The organism is Streptomyces sp. NPDC096132 (assembly GCF_044763345.1).
In the GTDB taxonomy this organism is placed as follows: Bacteria; Actinomycetota; Actinomycetes; order Streptomycetales; family Streptomycetaceae; genus Streptomyces.
In genome coordinates this window covers 404,783-420,654 of the sequence record NZ_JBIWGA010000001.1, presented here as the reverse complement: position 1 = coordinate 420,654, position 15,872 = coordinate 404,783, and the positions used below count along the sequence as shown (strand labels likewise).

General features: G+C 72.8%; 12 protein-coding genes. 11 read left to right on the top strand and 1 reads right to left on the bottom strand.

The genetic code is table 11. The features are described 5' to 3' along the window. The first annotated feature begins 1 nt into the window (after position 1). The 10 genes from ACIRF9_RS01875 (at position 2) to ACIRF9_RS01830 (ending at position 14,233) form a co-directional block, all read left to right on the top strand. Positions 2-895 carry a carbohydrate ABC transporter permease gene (locus ACIRF9_RS01875; protein ID WP_403814768.1) on the top strand — a complete coding sequence of 298 codons (894 nt, stop codon included), beginning with the start codon at positions 2-4 and terminating at the stop codon, positions 893-895. A gap of 7 nt (positions 896-902) precedes the next feature. Continuing rightward, positions 903-2,168 carry a 6-phospho-beta-glucosidase gene (locus ACIRF9_RS01870; RefSeq protein ID WP_403814765.1) on the top strand — a complete coding sequence of 422 codons (1,266 nt, stop codon included), beginning with the start codon at positions 903-905 and terminating at the stop codon, positions 2,166-2,168. Then, positions 2,159-3,130 (top strand): N-acetylglucosamine kinase, encoded by a 972-nt coding sequence (locus tag ACIRF9_RS01865; RefSeq protein WP_403814763.1) that lies wholly within the window; start codon positions 2,159-2,161, stop codon positions 3,128-3,130. Before ACIRF9_RS01870 ends, ACIRF9_RS01865 begins: the two co-directional genes overlap by 10 nt. Before the next feature lie 206 nt (positions 3,131-3,336). Then, positions 3,337-4,728 (top strand): hypothetical protein, encoded by a 1,392-nt coding sequence (locus tag ACIRF9_RS01860; RefSeq protein ID WP_403814760.1) that lies wholly within the window; start codon positions 3,337-3,339, stop codon positions 4,726-4,728. Between the two features lie 14 nt (positions 4,729-4,742). Beyond that, on the top strand, positions 4,743-5,774 hold the full coding sequence (locus ACIRF9_RS01855; RefSeq protein WP_403814757.1) for a glutamate ABC transporter substrate-binding protein: 1,032 nt from the start codon (positions 4,743-4,745) through the stop codon (positions 5,772-5,774). A 61-nt stretch (positions 5,775-5,835) separates the two neighbouring features. Continuing rightward, positions 5,836-7,167, top strand: coding sequence for a hypothetical protein (locus ACIRF9_RS01850; protein ID WP_403814755.1), 1,332 nt, complete (start codon positions 5,836-5,838; stop codon positions 7,165-7,167). Continuing rightward, positions 7,164-9,713, top strand: a complete 2,550-nt coding sequence (locus ACIRF9_RS01845) for a tetratricopeptide repeat protein (protein ID WP_403814752.1) — start codon at positions 7,164-7,166, stop codon at positions 9,711-9,713. Before ACIRF9_RS01850 ends, ACIRF9_RS01845 begins: the two co-directional genes overlap by 4 nt. A gap of 3 nt (positions 9,714-9,716) precedes the next feature. Beyond that, positions 9,717-11,096 carry a protein phosphatase 2C domain-containing protein gene (locus tag ACIRF9_RS01840; protein ID WP_403814749.1) on the top strand — a complete coding sequence of 460 codons (1,380 nt, stop codon included), beginning with the start codon at positions 9,717-9,719 and terminating at the stop codon, positions 11,094-11,096. An 82-nt stretch (positions 11,097-11,178) separates the two neighbouring features. Next, positions 11,179-12,525, top strand: coding sequence for a VWA domain-containing protein (locus tag ACIRF9_RS01835; RefSeq protein WP_403814746.1), 1,347 nt, complete (start codon positions 11,179-11,181; stop codon positions 12,523-12,525). A gap of 46 nt (positions 12,526-12,571) precedes the next feature. Next, positions 12,572-14,233 carry an FHA domain-containing protein gene (locus ACIRF9_RS01830; RefSeq protein WP_403814743.1) on the top strand — a complete coding sequence of 554 codons (1,662 nt, stop codon included), beginning with the start codon at positions 12,572-12,574 and terminating at the stop codon, positions 14,231-14,233. A 23-nt stretch (positions 14,234-14,256) separates the two neighbouring features. Here the strand turns inward: ACIRF9_RS01830 and ACIRF9_RS01825 are convergent, their stop codons facing one another. Beyond that, positions 14,257-15,267: a methyltransferase domain-containing protein gene (locus ACIRF9_RS01825; RefSeq protein ID WP_403814740.1), complete on the bottom strand. Its 1,011-nt coding sequence runs from the start codon at positions 15,265-15,267 to the stop codon at positions 14,257-14,259. Positions 15,268-15,354: 87 nt separating this feature from the next. Between ACIRF9_RS01825 and ACIRF9_RS01820 the strand changes: the two genes are divergently transcribed. Next, entirely contained in the window at positions 15,355-15,759 is a 405-nt protein-coding gene (locus tag ACIRF9_RS01820; protein ID WP_403814737.1) for a globin, read from the top strand. Positions 15,760-15,872: the final 113 nt, after the last annotated feature.

Below are 15,872 nucleotides of genomic sequence, written 5' to 3'. Positions count from 1 at the left end.
CATGACCCAAGTGCTGGACCGCCCCGTGGAGCTGAAGGCGCCGGCCTCGCCCGCCGCGCGCACGGCCCGCCGCAAGGCGCTGCTGGAGTGGATCGCGGTCCACTCCCTCGGTGTCGCGGCCGCGCTCTTCTTCACGCTCCCCTTCGTGTTCGTGTTCCTGACCTCGCTGATGAGCGACTCGCAGGCGCTCAGCCGGGACCTGATCCCGCACACCTGGGAATGGGCCAACTACCGCAAGGTCCTCGACACGCCCGGCTTCCTCACCTGGTGGAAGAACACCCTGCTCTACGCGGGACTGGGAACGGTCCTCACCGTCGTCTCCTCGATCCCCGTGGCGTACGCGCTGGCCAAGTTCCGCTTCCGGGGCCGCAATCTCGCGCTCATGCTGGTGATCTCGATGATGATGCTGCCCCCGCAGGTGGTCGTCATCCCGATGTACCTGTTCTGGGCGAAGCAGCTGGACCTGTCGGGCACCCTGTGGCCGGTGATCATCCCGCTGGCGTTCGGCGACGCGTTCTCGATCTTCCTGCTGCGCCAGTTCCTGATGACCATCCCCAACGAGTACGTGGACGCGGCGAAGGTGGACGGCTGCGGCGATCTGCGCACTCTGCTGAAGATCATCCTGCCGATGGCCAAACCCGGCATCGCCGCCGTCGCCCTCTTCCAGTTCTTCAACGCCTGGAACGACTACTTCGGCCCGCAGATCTACGCGTCCGAGAACCCCGGCGCCTGGACCCTGTCGTACGGCCTGGAGTCGTTCAAGGGCATGCACCACACCGACTGGAACCTCACCATGGCGGCCACCGTGCTGGTCATGGCCCCGGTGATCCTCGTGTTCTTCTTCGCACAGAAGGCGTTCGTCGAGGGCGTCACCCTGACCGGAGTAAAGGGTTGAACTCGCTATGAAACTCACCGTGGTCGGCGGCGGCTCGACCTACACCCCCGAACTCATCGACGGCTTCGCCCGGCTGCGGGACACCCTCCCGCTGGAGGAGCTGGTCCTGGTCGACCCGGCCGCCGAACGCCTGGAACTGGTCGGCGGACTGGCGCGGCGCATCTTCGCCCGCCAGGGCCACCCCGGCCGGATCGTCACCACCTCCGACCTGGACAAGGCCGTCGATGGCGCCGACGCGGTGCTGCTCCAGCTCCGCGTCGGCGGCCAGGCGGCCCGCGAGCAGGACGAGACCTGGCCCCTGGAGTGCGGCTGCGTCGGCCAGGAGACCACCGGCGCCGGCGGCCTGGCCAAGGCTCTGCGCACGGTCCCGGTGGTCCTGGACATCGCCGAACGGGTCCGCCGTACGAATCCGCAGGCCTGGATCGTCGACTTCACCAACCCGGTCGGCATCGTCACCCGCGCCCTGCTGCGGGAGGGCCACAAGGCGGTCGGCCTGTGCAACGTGGCGATCGGCCTGCAGCGCAAGTTCGCGGCACTGCTCGACGTCACCCCCGCCGACGTCCACCTCGACCACGTCGGCCTCAACCACCTCACCTGGGAGACCGGCGTACGCCTGAACGGCCCGGAGGGCGAGGACGTTCTGCCGGGGCTCCTGGCCGACCACGGCGAGCGGATCGCCGCCGACCTGCACCTGCCCCGCACCCTCCTGGACCGCCTCGGCGTGGTCCCGTCGTACTACCTGCGCTACTACTACGCCCACGACGAGGTCGTACGAGAGCTGCGTACGAAGCCGTCGAGGGCGGCCGAAGTCGCGGCGATGGAACGACAGTTGCTGGAGATGTACGGCGACCCGGCGCTCGACGAGAAGCCGGAGCTGCTGGCCAGGCGGGGCGGCGCCTACTACTCCGAGGCCGCTGTGGACCTGGCGGCCGCGCTGCTCACGGGCTCCGGAAGCCCGTACCAGGTGGTGAACACGCTCAACCACGGCACGCTCCCCTTCCTCCCCGACGACGCGGTGATCGAAGTACAGGCGGCGGTGGGCCGGAAGGGCCCGTCCCCGCTCCCGGTGGCCGCCGTGGACCCCCTCTACGCGGGCCTGATGGCGAACGTGACGACGTACGAGGACCTGGCCCTGCAGGCGGCCCTGCACGGCGGCCGCGACCGCGTCTTCAAGGCCCTCCTCGCCCACCCGCTGATCGCCCAGTACGAGTACGCCGAGCAACTGACCGACCGACTGATCGCACACAACCGGGAGCACCTCGCGTGGGCCTGACCGCAAGTGTCCTCGCCATCGACGCGGGCAACAGCAAGACCGACGTGGCGGTGGTGGCGGCCGACGGGGAGGTGCTCGCCACCGCCCGCGGGGGCGGCTTCCGCCCGCCCGCGGTGGGCGTCACGGCGGCCGTGGACGCCCTCGCCGAGACCGTCACGCGCGCGTACACGTCCGCCGGCGTCACCTCGGTGGCCCATGTCTCCGCCTGCCTGGCCAACGCCGACCTGCCGGTGGAGGAGGAGCAGCTGGCGGCCGCCCTGCACGCGCGCGCGTGGGGCACGACCGTGGAGGTCCGCAACGACACCTTCGCCATCCTCCGCGCCGGCGTGCCCGACCCGCGGGGCGTGGCCGTCGTCTGCGGCGCCGGCATCAACTGCGTCGGCATGCACCCCGACGGCCGCACCGCCCGCTTCCCGGCCCTGGGCCGCCTCTCCGGCGACTGGGGCGGCGGCTGGGGCCTGGCCGAGGAGGCGATCTGGCACGCGGCCCGCGCGGAGGACGGCAGGGGCGGCGACACGGCCCTGGCCCGCACCCTGCCCGCCCACTTCGGCCTGCCCGACATGTACGCCCTCATCGAGGCCCTCCACCTGGAACACATCCCGGACGCCCGCCGCCACGAACTGACCCCGGTCCTCTTCGCGACCGCGGCACAGGGCGACAAGCCGGCCCGCGCCATCGTCGACCGCCTGGCGGAGGAGGTCGTGACGATGGCGACGGTGGCCCTGACCCGCCTGGACCTGCTGGAGGAGGAGACCCCGGTCCTCCTGGGCGGAGGCGTCCTGACGGCCGGCCACGACCAACTCGACGACGGAGTACGCGAACGCCTGGCGGCAAGGGCACCGAAGGCGGTGGCACAGGTGGTACGGGCCCGCCCCGTACTGGGCGCGGCGCTGTTGGGCCTGGACAGGCTGGAAGCAAAGGCGAAAGCACAGGAGAGAACGCGAGCCTTTTTCGACAGGTGAGCGTGCCGACCTGAAGGGGCGCGGGGAACTGCGCGACCAGCCACGACGCACCCGCACCCCGAGAACAACGACAAGCCCCCACGAAGGAACCGAACACACACTCCCCGCGTATTCATGAGCAGGGGTGACTGCGATCTGATCAAGATCCAGTGAAGTCCGGTGTGCAATGTCACTCCCGCCAGCGATACTTGCGGCGAGGCATGACCATGGGGGAGGTCAGAAACGTGGCAGACCAGGCAACCAGCACCGCACCACCGCCAACGCCGCCCACCCGCCGGACGGCATTCGCCGAGGGCGTCGACAGGGCCCGCGCCGCCGCGACCACGGAGCCGGGCCGGCTCCGTGTCATCGGCGCCCTCCTCGCCCTCCTCGTGGTCGCGTTCGGCGCCGTCACCGCCTGGCAGACGGCCGACCGCGAGGCGGCCGCCGACGACGTGCTGCACCAGAGCCAGCCGCTGAGCGCGGCCGCGGCCGACATCTACCGCTCCCTCGCGGACGCCAACACCGCGGCGTCCAGTGGCTTCCTGGCGGGCGGTCAGGAGACGGCCGAGTCCCGGGAACGCTACGAGAAGGACATCGACAACGCGGCCGCCGAGCTGGTGAAGGCCGCCAACAGCTCCGACCCGGGCTCCCCGTCCGCCAAGGCCATCACCAAGCTGAACACCCTGCTCCCGGAGTACAAGGGCCTGGTCGAGCGCGCGCGGACGTACAACCGTCAGGGCTTCCCGGTCGGCGGCGCCTATCTGCGGTACGCCAACCAGAAGATGCAGGACGAGATGCTCCCGGAGGCGGAGAAGCTCTACACCAAGGAGAACCAGCGCCTCGAGGACGACTACGCCGACGCCACCCCCTACCCGTGGGCGGCGATCGCGCTCGGCGTCCTCGCGCTGGCCGGTCTGGCCTGGGCGCAGCACCGCAACTACCGCCGTACGAACCGGGTCCTGAACCACGGGCTGGTCGCGGCGACGGCGACCGCCACGGTCGTGCTGCTGTGGCTCGTCATCGGCCACAGCGTGGCCCGCGCGGGGCTGAACGACTCCTACGACCACGGCGTACGTTCGCTGAACGTGCTGCACGACGCCCGGATCGCGTCCCTGAAGGCGCGGGGCAACGAGAACCTCACGCTGGTGGCCCGCGGCGCCGAGACGAAGAAGGTCACCGTCGACGGCGAAGAGGTCACGGTCGACAAGTACGACGATGAGTTCACCACCGACATGGGCGCCCTCGGCAAGGGGCTCGCGCAGGCGGCGAAGCTCGCCGACGACCAGGCGGGCGAGAAGCCGGTCTCCTCGGCGGAGGGCAACATGGCCGAGTGGAAGGAGCGCCACTCCGCGGCCCGCGACCAGGACAACAACGGCAACTACGAGCAGGCGCTCGCCCTGGTGATCGGCGCCAAGGGTGCCACCGCCCAGTGCTTCGACGGCGTCGACAAGAACCTGGACAACGCGCTCCAGCACGAGCAGAAGGAGTTCCAGCAGGCGGCCGGGGACGGTCTGGACGCGATGACCGGTCTGTCGGCCGGCGCGGCCGTCCTCGCGGTGCTGGGCGCGGCGGGCGCGGTCCTCGGCATCGGCCGCAGGCTGTCGGAGTACCGGTGAGAGGGGGCGTGACGATGCGTGCACGACGTGTGCGGGACGGTCTGAAGGGCTGGGGTGGAGTAGGGGCTATGGCGGTCCTCTGCGCCCTCGCGCTGGCCTGCGTGCTGCTGCTGCCGCTGACCACCGGCTCCCGGGGCGACGGCTCGACGGGCCTGGGCGGTCCGCGGATCGCCGAGGGGACCGCGGCGGCCGACGCCTCGTGCACGGACCCGGAGAAGCAGACCCTGTCGCCCTCCGGCGCGGACGGCACGACGATCGCCAAGATCAAGGCCCGGCAGGGCGAGAAGCGCAAGCTGATCGTCGGCGTCGACCAGAACAGCTACCGCTGGGGCTACCGCGACCCGAACAACTCGGGCGCGCAGCTGGAGGGCTTCGACATCGACCTGGTGCACAGGATCGCCCAGGACATCCTCGGCGACCCGGACGCGGTCCAGTTCAAGGCCATCCCGACCAACCAGCGCATCCCGGCCCTCCAGAAAGGCTGGGTCGACATGGTCGTCCGCACGATGACGATCAACTGCGACCGCATCAAGCAGGTCGCGTTCTCCGCGCCCTACTTCAAGACCGGCCAGCAGGTCCTCGCCCCCGCGTCCTCGACGATCAAGGGCTACGACGACACCCTCGCCGACAAGAAGGTCTGCACGGCGGCCAGTTCGACGGCCAACGAGCAACTGAACGACGACCGGGACTCGGGCCGCATCCCCGCGAGCGTCAACCTCGACACCGTCGTCCCCAACCAACTCGACTGCCTGGTACGGCTGCAGCTCGGCGAGGTCGACGCGGTGGTCACCGACGGCGCGCTCGCCGCGAGCCAGGCCGCGCAGGACCCCACGGTCAGGCTCAAGGGCGAGCCGTTCACGACCGAGTACTACGGCGTGGCGATGAACAAGGACGCGGACGACCTGGTCCGCCGGGTCAACCAGATCCTCGTGGAGTACCGCGCGAACGGCTGGCAGGACTCGTACGACAGGTGGTTGTCGGCGACACTGGGCCGTGACGCGGGACCGTCGAAGCCGCCCGCTCCCGTGTACCTGCGCAAGAGCTGACGGACCGACAGGCAGGCGACGTACCGAACCAACGACCGACACAGAAGCGGAGAGGTGATCGATGGGCGTCACGGGACCCCCCGGGCCGGTGATGGACCGGGACGAGGTCGACCGTGCGCTGGCGCGGCTCGGCGCGGAGCACGAGGCGATCGAGACCTCGCTCCTCGCCCTGCAGGACCACGCGGGCCGCAGGCTTCTGGAAGGCGCCCGGCTGACCGGTGTCACCAAGGAGCGCTGGACGTCCGCGGAGGCGTCGATCACCCTGCTGTGGGCGTACTTCGACGCGTACACGGACGCGTTGCGCTCCGCGCGTGAGATCCGCTCGCGGCGCCGCTGGTCCAGCCGCGAGGACCTGCTGGAGCTGACGGAGCTGCTGCGCGGCGAGTCCGTCACGGTCGCCGGCTCGGCCACCGCCACGGCGAACGCCCCCACCCTGCTCGGCACGAGCAAGCTCAGCCAGAGCTTCTCCCTCACCACCCTCGTCGACCGGATGAACGAGCTGTACGCCTCGTCGCTGGACATGGTCGTCGCCGCCGACGCGGTGTGGTCGGCGCTGCCCGCGCGGATCGATTTACTGGCCGCGGAGCTCCAGCGCACCCGCCGGCTCGCGCACTCCGTGGGCGTACGCCCGGGCGAGCACCCGGCGGGCGACGACCTGGAGCGGATCACGCACACGCTGACCCGACTGCGCGAGGAGGTGGTGTCGGACCCGCTGGCGTACTGGGTGCCCACGCAGGGCAGTTCGGCGCCCGGCGGCGGCCGCCCGGACACCACGGTGTACGACCGTGAGGCACGCGCGCTGGAGGACGTACGGCGGGAGATCGACGCCGTGCTGACGGTCCGGCAGGACGCCGAGCAGCGGCTGGTGAAGCTGCGGGACGTCCTCAGCCGCGCCGACCGCACGCTCGCCGAGGCGCGCACCGCGCGCGGGGAAGTGCTCGCGAAGATCGCCGCGACGGAGGTGCCGGTGGTCAGCGGCCCGCCGACCGCGCTGCAGGAGCAGCTGGCGACGGCCGCCGAGTACCGCAGACACGCGCAGTGGCACCGGCTGTCCCCGCTCCTGGAGTCCCTGGAGCAGAAGGCCGAGGACGAACTGCTGCGCGCCCGCGAGTCGCTGACCGCGGTCACCGCGCCGCTGGCGGTCCGCGCGGAGCTGCGCGGCCGCCTCGACGCGTACAAGGCGAAGGTCGCCCGGCACGGCCTCGCCGAGGACCCGTTCCTCATCGAGCGCTACGACATGGCGCGCCGCATGCTGTGGAGCGCGCCCTGCGATCTGCGTGTCGCCGAACAGGCGGTCCTGCGCTACCAGCACGCGGCCGCCGAACTGCTGTCCGCCCCGCGCGTGCCGGACCAGGGCGGGCCTCAGGACCACAGGGGGGAGCGGGAGCCATGAGTCAGGCAGGGCAGACGTGTCAGCGGCCGGACTGCGAGGGATCGTACGAGGACGTCGGCGGCGGTGAACTGTACTGCGACACATGCGGGCTCGCGCCCGTCGTCGCGGCGGGAAGCCTGGACGGCTCGCCCGGCACCGGGGGCACACGGGGCAGCGGCGGCAGCGCCCCCAGCTCCCGCAGCGCGCGCAGCTCCCGTACGTCGTCGCAGTCGGCGAAGTCGCGCCGCTCGGTGTCGGGACGGCTGTCGCGTTCCCTGTCGGGCAAGTCGACGGGCCGCTCGGTGTCGGTGCGCAGCTCCGGTTCGTCGGCCGGCTCCTCCGGACGGGCCCGGCTCGGGGTCGGCCTGGTGTCGGTGCCGCAGGTGCCGCGCCCCGACCCGCGCGAGATGGTGCTCGAGAACCCCGAGGTGCCCGAGCGCAAGCGGTTCTGCTCGCGCTCCGACTGCGGGGCGCCGGTGGGCCGTTCGCGCGGCGACCGCGAGGGACGTACCGAAGGGTTCTGCACCAAGTGCGGCAACCCGTACTCCTTCGTCCCGAAGCTCAAGGCCGGCGACGTCGTACACGGCCAGTACGAGGTCGCGGGCTGTCTGGCGCACGGCGGTCTGGGCTGGGTCTACCTCGCGGTGGACCGCGCGGTCTCGGACCGCTGGGTGGTGCTGAAGGGCCTCCTCGACACGGGCGACCAGGACGCCATGGCCGCGGCCATCTCCGAGCGACGCTTCCTCGCCGAGATCGAGCACTCCAACATCGTGCGGATCTACAACTTCGTCGAGCACCTCGACCAGCGGACCGGCTCGCTCGACGGCTACATCGTCATGGAGTACGTCGGCGGCAAGTCCCTCAAGGAGATCGCCAACGCCCGCCGCACGGCCGAGGGCAAGCGGGACCCGCTGCCGGTGGAGCAGGCGTGCGCGTACGGCATCGAGGCGTTGGAGGCGCTCGGCCATCTCCACAGCCGCAATCTGCTGTACTGCGACTTCAAGGTCGACAACGCGATCCAGACCGAGGACCAGCTGAAGCTGATCGACATGGGCGCGGTGCGCAGGATGGACGACGACGAGTCGGCCATCTACGGCACGGTCGGCTACCAGGCGCCGGAGGTGGCGGAGGTCGGCCCGTCGGTGGCGTCCGACCTGTACACGGTGGGCCGCACGCTGGCCGTCATGACCTTCGACTTCCAGGGCTACACGACCGTCTTCGCCGACTCGCTGCCCGACCCGGACAACATCGAGGTCTTCCGCCGGTACGAGTCCTTCTACCGGCTGCTGGTCCGCGCCACCGACCCCGACCCGGCCCGCCGGTTCGCCTCCGCGCAGGAGATGTCGGAACAGCTCACGGGTGTGCTGCGGGAGGTCGTCTCGCTGCAGAGCGGACGGGCCCGGCCGGCCCTGTCGACGCTGTTCGGGCCCGAGGTGAAGGTCACGGACAGCGAGCTGTTCCCGAAGCTGGACGGGGAGGTGTCCCGGCTGGGGGCACGGGTCGTCACCTCGCCGCGGAGCAACGGGAGTTCCGCGACGACGGCTCCCGCGGCCGCCGGCGGGGCCGTCACCGCCGCCGCGGCTCCGGCCGCCCTCGCCGCCACCGTCCCGGCCGCCGTCGCCCGCGAGCTCGTGAAGACCGTCCCCGCGTCCGCCGCCGGCCTCGCGCTGCCCGTCCCGCACGTGGACCCGTCCGACCCCAACGCGGGCTTCCTCGCCGGTCTGATGACCTCCGGGCCGGCCGAACTGATCACCGCCCTCGCGGCCGCGCCGGCGCCGTCCGTCGAGACCCGGCTGCGGCAGGTCCGCGCCTGGCTGGAGAACGGCGACCACCAGGCCGCCCTGCAGTCCCTCGGCACCCTGGAGGACGAACGGCCCGACGACTGGCGGGTCGTCTGGTACAGAGGCGTGGCCTCTCTGGCCACCGGCGACCACGAGGGCGCCGCGCTCGCCTTCGACGCGATCTACGACGCCTTCCCGGGCGAGCCCGCGCCCAAGCTGGCGCTCGGCCTGTGCGCGGAGGTGCTGGGCCAGCTGGACAACGCCGCCGAGTACTACCGCCTCGTCTGGTCGACCGACCCGAGCTATGTGAGCGCCGCGTTCGGCCTCGCGCGCGTGCAGCTCGCGGCCGGGGACCGCCGTAGTGCCGTACGGACGCTGGAGTCGGTGCCGGAGTCGTCCATCCACTACACCGCCGCGCGCGTGGCGGCCGTACGGGCGCGGCTGCGGCAGCGGACGGCGGTCGCCGCCGACGTACCCTTCCAGGAGGACCTCACCGCGGCGGCGGAGCAGGTCGAGGCGCTGGACGCGTACGGGCTCGACCCCACGCGGCGCGAGCAGTTGTCCGCGGAAGTCCTCGGCTGCGCGCTGGACTGGATACTCTCCGGTGGCCAGGGCGCCGGCCCGGACGCCCGGCGGCCGCTGCTCGGCAGCCAACTCGACGAACGGGGGCTCCGGTTCGGCCTGGAGCGCTCGTACCGCACGCTGGCCCGGCTGGCGACCCGCGGTGAGGAGAGGATCGACCTGGTGGAACGTGCCAATCGTTACCGCCCCCGGACGTGGGTGTAGTTGATGTCCCAGATGCCCCGGCAGGCCGCCCTGCCGACGTGTCCGAGCTGCGCGGAGCCGCTCGACGCGGGTGACCGCTTCTGCGGTGCGTGCGGATACGACCTGTCGGTCGTACCGCCCCACCCGGAGGACCACCCGACCCTCACGATGAACGGCGCGGCCGCTCCGGCTCCCCCGGAGGCCCTCGCCGGCTGGGCCACGCCCCCGGCCCAGGCCCCCGCCGGCGTCCCGGTCCCGCCGGACGCCGTCGGTGCCCCGGTCCCGCCGGGCGCTGCCGGTGCCCAGGTCCCGGCCGGCTCCGCCGCGGCCCCGGTCCCGCCGTCCGGCCCCGTGCACTCCCCCGGCTTCCCCGGTTCACCGTCCTCCCCCGTCTCCGGGGTGCGGTTCGACCGGCCCTCCGAGCCCGAGGAGTACCCGTTGCAGGCACCCGACCCGCGGGTCGCCGAGGCCGTCGCGGTGGGCGAGGGCGCCAAGGTCTGCGTGGCCTGCCGGGCCGGGCGGGTCGACAACGACGGGTACTGCGAGAACTGCGGGCACGCCCAGCCGCGCGAACGCGACCACATGGAGCTGGAGTCGGGCCCGGTGGCCGCCGTCAGCGACCGCGGCCTGCGCCACCATCGCAACGAGGACGCCTTCGGCCTCGGCCGCACCGCGCTGCCCGACGGCACCCCCGCGCTCGTCGCGATCGTCTGCGACGGCGTCTCCTCGGCGACCCGCCCCGACGACGCCTCCATGGCCGCGTCGAAGGCGGCGAGCGAGTCGCTGATGGCGGCCCTCCCCCAGGGCACCCACCCGCAGCAGGCGATGCACGAGGCGATCGTCGCCGCCTCGCACGCGGTCAACGCGCTGGCCGGCGAGCCCGCCACGGCCCGTGAGCACGCCCCGCACCAGAACTCCCCCGCCTGCACCCTCGTCGGCGCGGTCGTCACCTCGGGCCTGCTGGTCGTCGGCTGGGTCGGCGACAGCCGCGTCTACTGGGTCCCGGCCGACCGCGGCACGCCCCCGGCCCGGCTCACCGAGGACGACTCCTGGGCCGCGCAGATGGTCGCCGCGGGCCTGATGAGCGAGGCGGAGGCGTACGCCGACGAGCGCGCCCACGCGATCACCGGCTGGCTCGGCGCCGACGCCTACGAACTGGAGCCGCACACCGCTTCCTTCAAGCCGGACCGTCCGGGTGTAGTGGTGGTGTGCACCGACGGCCTGTGGAACTACGCGGAGGCCGCCGAGGAGATGGCCGAGGTCGTCCCCCTCGACGCCGCCGTACGGCCGCTGCACTGCGCCCAGGTCCTCGTCGGTCACGCCCTGGACGGCGGGGGCCACGACAACGTAACAGTGGCCGTCGTGCCGTTCCCGGCACCCCCACAGGGGGCAGGAAACGCCTGAGGGCGCAAACGGGGAATCCACGGGTGACACGCCCACGGACCGGAGGGGACCGGTCCGTACCCACGAGGGGGATCGATCAGGCATGGCCAATTTCTCGAAGTCGAACGTTCCGCAGTTCTCTGTGGACGTCTACCAGAACGAGTACCTGCCGGAGGGCGGCCGCGAGGTCAACGCGATCGTCACGGTGACCGCGACCGGCGGTGGCACCGTCGGCGCCGCGGCCGCCGCACCGCACCTGTACGCGCCCGGCCAGGGCCCGTCGGCCGCCGTGGCGATCATGGTGGACTGTTCCGGCTCGATGGACTACCCGGCGACCAAGATGCGCAACGCCCGTGACGCCACGGCCGCCGCCGTCGACACCCTGCGCGACGGCACGCACTTCGCGGTGATCGGCGGGACGCACGTGGCCAAGGAGGTCTACCCGGGCGGCGGGCGCCTCGCGGTCGCCGACCCCACCACCCGCGAGCAGGCCAAGCAGGCCCTGCGCCGGCTCAGCGCGGGCGGCGGCACCGCGATCGGCACCTGGCTGCGGCTGGCCGGCCGGCTGCTGTCCTCCGCGGACGTCGCCATCCGGCACGGCATCCTGCTCACCGACGGCCGCAACGAGCACGAGTCGGCGGCCGACCTCAAGGCCGCGCTCGACGACAGCGCCGGCGTGTTCACCTGTGACGCCCGCGGTGTGGGCACCGACTGGGAAGTGAAAGAAGTCACAGGCATCGCCTCCGCCCTGCTCGGCACCGCCGACATCGTCGCCGACCCGACCGGTCTCGCCGCCGACTTCACGCAGATGATGGAGACGGCGATGGGCAAGGAGGTCGCGGACGTCGCGCTGCGGCTGTGGACGCCGGTGGGCACCACCATCAAGTTCGTCAAGCAGGTCGCGCCGACCGTCGAGGAGCTGACCGAGCGCCGCACCGAGGCGGGTCCGCGCGCGGGTGACTACCCCACCGGCTCCTGGGGCGACGAGTCCCGCGACTACCACGTGTGCGTCGAGGTCCCGGCCGCTCACGTGGGCCAGGAGATGCTGGCCGCACGGGTCTCGCTGGTCGTCCCGCAGCCGGGCGGCGCGGTCCAGAACCTCGGCTCGCAGGGGCTCGTACGGGCCGTGTGGACCGACGACATGGCGGCCTCGACGTCGATCAATCCGCAGGTCGCGCACTACACCGGTCAGGCCGAACTGGCGGAGGTCATCCAGCAGGGGCTGGACCTGCGCAAATCGGGCGACATGGACGGAGCGACGGCCAAACTGGGCCGGGCCGTCCAGCTCGCGAGCGTCTCGGGCAACGCCGATACTGCGAAACTGCTTGCGAAGGTGGTGGACGTGGTCGACGCCACGACAGGTACTGTGCGACTGAAGGCGAAGGTCGCGGAGGCCGACGAGATGACTCTCGAGACCCGGTCCACAAAGACTGTTCGTGTAAAGAAGTGACGTACGACAACCACTAGGTCACCGAAGGAGAGGGGGACGCGCCGACATGCCGACCTGCCCGAACGGACACCAGTCGGGTTCCGACGACTGGTGCGAGGTCTGCGGTCACCGCATGGCCGGTGCCGTACCTCCGCCCCCGCCGCCCCCGCCCACCGCCGGTGGGTACGGCTTCCCGCCCCCGCAGAACACCCAGCCCGGCCCGCCCGGTGGACGGCCGATGTCCGCGGTGCCGAACCACGAGCCGGAACTCTGCCCGCAGTGCCGTACGCCCCGTGAGGGCGGCGCGCCGTTCTGCGAGGAGTGCCGGTGGAACTTCCTGACCAACACGGCGACCTCGTACACCCCGGCCGCCCCGCGCCCGTCGGCGCCCGGCCCGGGCGGTCCGGGAGGCCAGGGGGGCCCGGGGGGTCCGGGCGGGCGCTACCAGGCACCGCCGCCGTCCTTCGGCGGCGGCGACTCCTTCGAGTACCAGAGCTCCCGGCCGTCGCAGGTGAACCGTCCCGCCGAACCGATTCCGCCGTTCGGCGGCGAGCCGTCGGGTCCGCCGCGCCCTCCGGGGCCGGGGGGTACGGCCGGCGGTCCGGGCGCGTTCGGCCGCGAGCCGTCCGGCCCGGGCGGTCCTGCCGGTGGCCCCGGCGGCCCCAATGCCTTCGGCCACGTGCCGTCGGGTCCCGGTGGTACGGCGGGCGGTCCTGACGCCTTCGGACGTGAGCCCGGTGGCGGCCCCGGTGCCTTCGGCCGTGAGCCGTCCGGTCCCGGCGGTACGGCGGGCGGTCCCGGTGCCTTCGGACGTGACCCCTCCGGTCCCGGCGGTACCGCCGGTGGCCCCGGCGCCTTCGGACGTGAGCCCGGCGGTGGCCCCGGTGGCCGGCCCTCCCCCGATCCCTTCGGGCGCGAGCCCTCGGGCCCGGCCGGGGACCCCTTCCGGCGTGAGCCCACCGGTCCCGCCGGTCCCGGTGGCACGGCCGGGGGCCCCGGTGGTCCCTCCGGGTTCGGCGCCGACCCCTCGCGCCCGGTCCCGCCGCCGCCCGGTCCGGGTGGCCCCGGTGGTCCGGGGATACCGCAGGCCTTCCAGTCCCCCGGTCCCGGCTTCCCGCAGGAGACGGGCCGGCCGCCGCAGCCCGGTGGCCGGCCGTTCGGCGGCGCCGACGACGACTGGGTGATCTCCCCGCCGTCGCACCCCGGTCAGAGCCAGGGCCCCGGCGGCCCCGGCTCCGCCCCCCAGGGCGGCGGCTACGGCTACCCGCAGCCCGGTTCCACGCAGGCACCGCCCCCGCCCGGCCCGGCGTTCCCGCAGCAGCCGGCGACCTGGACGGCGACCATCGGACCGGACCGCGCGTACTTCATGGCGATGATGCAGCGCTCGGGTCCGGAGGCCGCGGGGCTCAACCTGCCCGCGTACTCGCCCGAGCAGCAGCGCACGCTCACCGGCAACCAGGTCACCATCGGCCGCCGCCGGCACTCCACCGGCGAGACCCCCGACATAGACCTGTCGGTGCCGCCGGAGGACCCGGGCGTCTCGCACCAGCACGCGGTCCTGGTCCAGCAGCCGGACGGCACCTGGGCGGTCGTCGACCAGAACTCGACGAACGGTACGACCGTCAACGGCGGCGAGGAGCCGATCCAGCCGTTCGTCCCGGTGCCGCTGCAGGACGGCGACCGCGTCCATGTGGGCGCCTGGACGACGATCACGATCCGCCGGGGCTGAGACCCGGGTCGGGGGCCCCGGCTCTACGGCTCGACGAGCCGCGCCCCCGACGCCCTCGGCAGGGGCCAGGCGTACGGCCCCTCCGGTTCGTCCAGCCACGCCCACGCGTGCTCCGCGCCGACCGTGATGCCGTAGCGCCGCCGGTCCGGCATGCCCTCGCGCTCCCACAGGGCGTACGCCTCCCGGGGGTCGAGGGTGCCCCGGGTGAGGGCCAGCAGGAAGAGGAACAGGTCGCTCTCACCGGCCCGGCGCGGCAGGCCGCCGAGCGCGACGGCCTCGGGCTCTGGCAGGCTCCCCCCGCGCAGGGGCACGAAGTAGGCGGGGGTGTGCAGGAAGCGCCCCTCGGCGTGCTCCTGGTCCCGTACCGTCAGCGCGACCAGCCCGGTGGCCAGCGGGGTCAGGATGAGGGCGCCCGTCCGGCACTGGGCGATCCAGGCGCGCGGCACCGACGCCAGCCGGCAGGTCGCGACGATCCGGTCGAAGGGCGCCCGCTCCGGCACCCCGCGTGCCCCGTCCCCGGTGACGACGGTCGGGTGGTAGCCGGCGGCGGCGAGGTGCCGGCGCGCGGACTCGGTGATCTCCGGGTCCAGGTCGACGGTGGTGACGTGGTCGTCGCCGAGCCGGTACGACAGCAGCGCCGCGTTGTAACCGGTCCCCGCCCCGATCTCCAGCACCCGGTCGCCGTCCTCGACCCGCAGCTCGGCCAGCATCAGCGCCATCAGCGAGGGCTGGCTGCTGGAGGAGAGCAGCTCTCCGTCGCGCAGCCGGGTGGCCAGCGGGGTGTCCTCGTAGGCGCCGCGCACCCACCGCTCACGGGTGCGCGGGTCGGGGCTCTCGCCCCAGCGCCGTTCGAACCCGCCGACGCCGCTGACGTAGTAGTACGGCACGAAGAGGTGGCGCGGGACCGCCCCGAAGGCCTCCCGCCAGCGCGGATCGGCGGCGAAGGCCCCGCTCGCCTCGACGGCACGCACCATCGCGGCCCGCGCCGAGGCGGCGAGGTCCGCGAGCTCGTGCTCGGACGCGTGCCCGCTCATGCCTCCACTGTGCGGCGGAACCCGCCCCGGGGCGAGCGTGGTCCTAAGCCCTCAGACCTCCGTCTCCCCGTCTGAGACCATGGTGGGGTGAAAGAGATTCGGCGCGGCACGCTTCAGGAGCAGACCTTCTACGAGCAGGTCGGTGGGGAGGAGACCTTCCGCCGACTGGTCCACCGTTTCTACGAGGGAGTCGCCGAGGACCCGATCCTGCGGCCCATGTACCCGGAGGACGACCTGGGCCCGGCCGAGGAGCGTATGGCGCTCTTCCTGATGCAGTACTGGGGCGGTCCGACGACGTACAGCGAGAACCGCGGCCACCCCCGGCTGCGCATGCGCCACGCGCCCTTCGTGGTCGACCGGGCCGCGCACGACGCCTGGCTGAAGCACATGCGGGACGCGGTCGACGAGCTCGGGCTCTCCGAGGAGCACGAGGAGACGCTGTGGAAGTACCTGACGTACGCGGCGGCGTCGATGGTGAACACGGCCGACTGAACGGCCGACCGACAGCGGGCGATCCCCTGCCGTAACCGGACAGAAATCCCGTAGGGGTATTGACGCACCCCCGACCCGGTGTCATGGTTACCCGCATCGAGACATCAGATGTC

Excerpts from the sequence above, each read along its gene's own strand:
- ACIRF9_RS01825 (WP_403814740.1), bottom strand. The coding sequence starts at position 15,267 with ATGAGCGGGCACGCGTCCGAGCACGAGCTCGCGGACCTCGCCGCCTCG.
- ACIRF9_RS01840 (WP_403814749.1), top strand. The coding sequence starts at position 9,717 with ATGTCCCAGATGCCCCGGCAGGCCGCCCTGCCGACGTGTCCGAGCTGC.
- ACIRF9_RS01850 (WP_403814755.1), top strand. The coding sequence starts at position 5,836 with ATGGGCGTCACGGGACCCCCCGGGCCGGTGATGGACCGGGACGAGGTC.
- ACIRF9_RS01830 (WP_403814743.1), top strand. The coding sequence starts at position 12,572 with ATGCCGACCTGCCCGAACGGACACCAGTCGGGTTCCGACGACTGGTGC.
- ACIRF9_RS01855 (WP_403814757.1), top strand. The coding sequence starts at position 4,743 with ATGCGTGCACGACGTGTGCGGGACGGTCTGAAGGGCTGGGGTGGAGTA.
- ACIRF9_RS01875 (WP_403814768.1), top strand. The coding sequence starts at position 2 with ATGACCCAAGTGCTGGACCGCCCCGTGGAGCTGAAGGCGCCGGCCTCG.
- ACIRF9_RS01835 (WP_403814746.1), top strand. The coding sequence starts at position 11,179 with ATGGCCAATTTCTCGAAGTCGAACGTTCCGCAGTTCTCTGTGGACGTC.
- ACIRF9_RS01845 (WP_403814752.1), top strand. The coding sequence starts at position 7,164 with ATGAGTCAGGCAGGGCAGACGTGTCAGCGGCCGGACTGCGAGGGATCG.
- ACIRF9_RS01870 (WP_403814765.1), top strand. The coding sequence starts at position 903 with ATGAAACTCACCGTGGTCGGCGGCGGCTCGACCTACACCCCCGAACTC.
- ACIRF9_RS01860 (WP_403814760.1), top strand. The coding sequence starts at position 3,337 with ATGGGGGAGGTCAGAAACGTGGCAGACCAGGCAACCAGCACCGCACCA.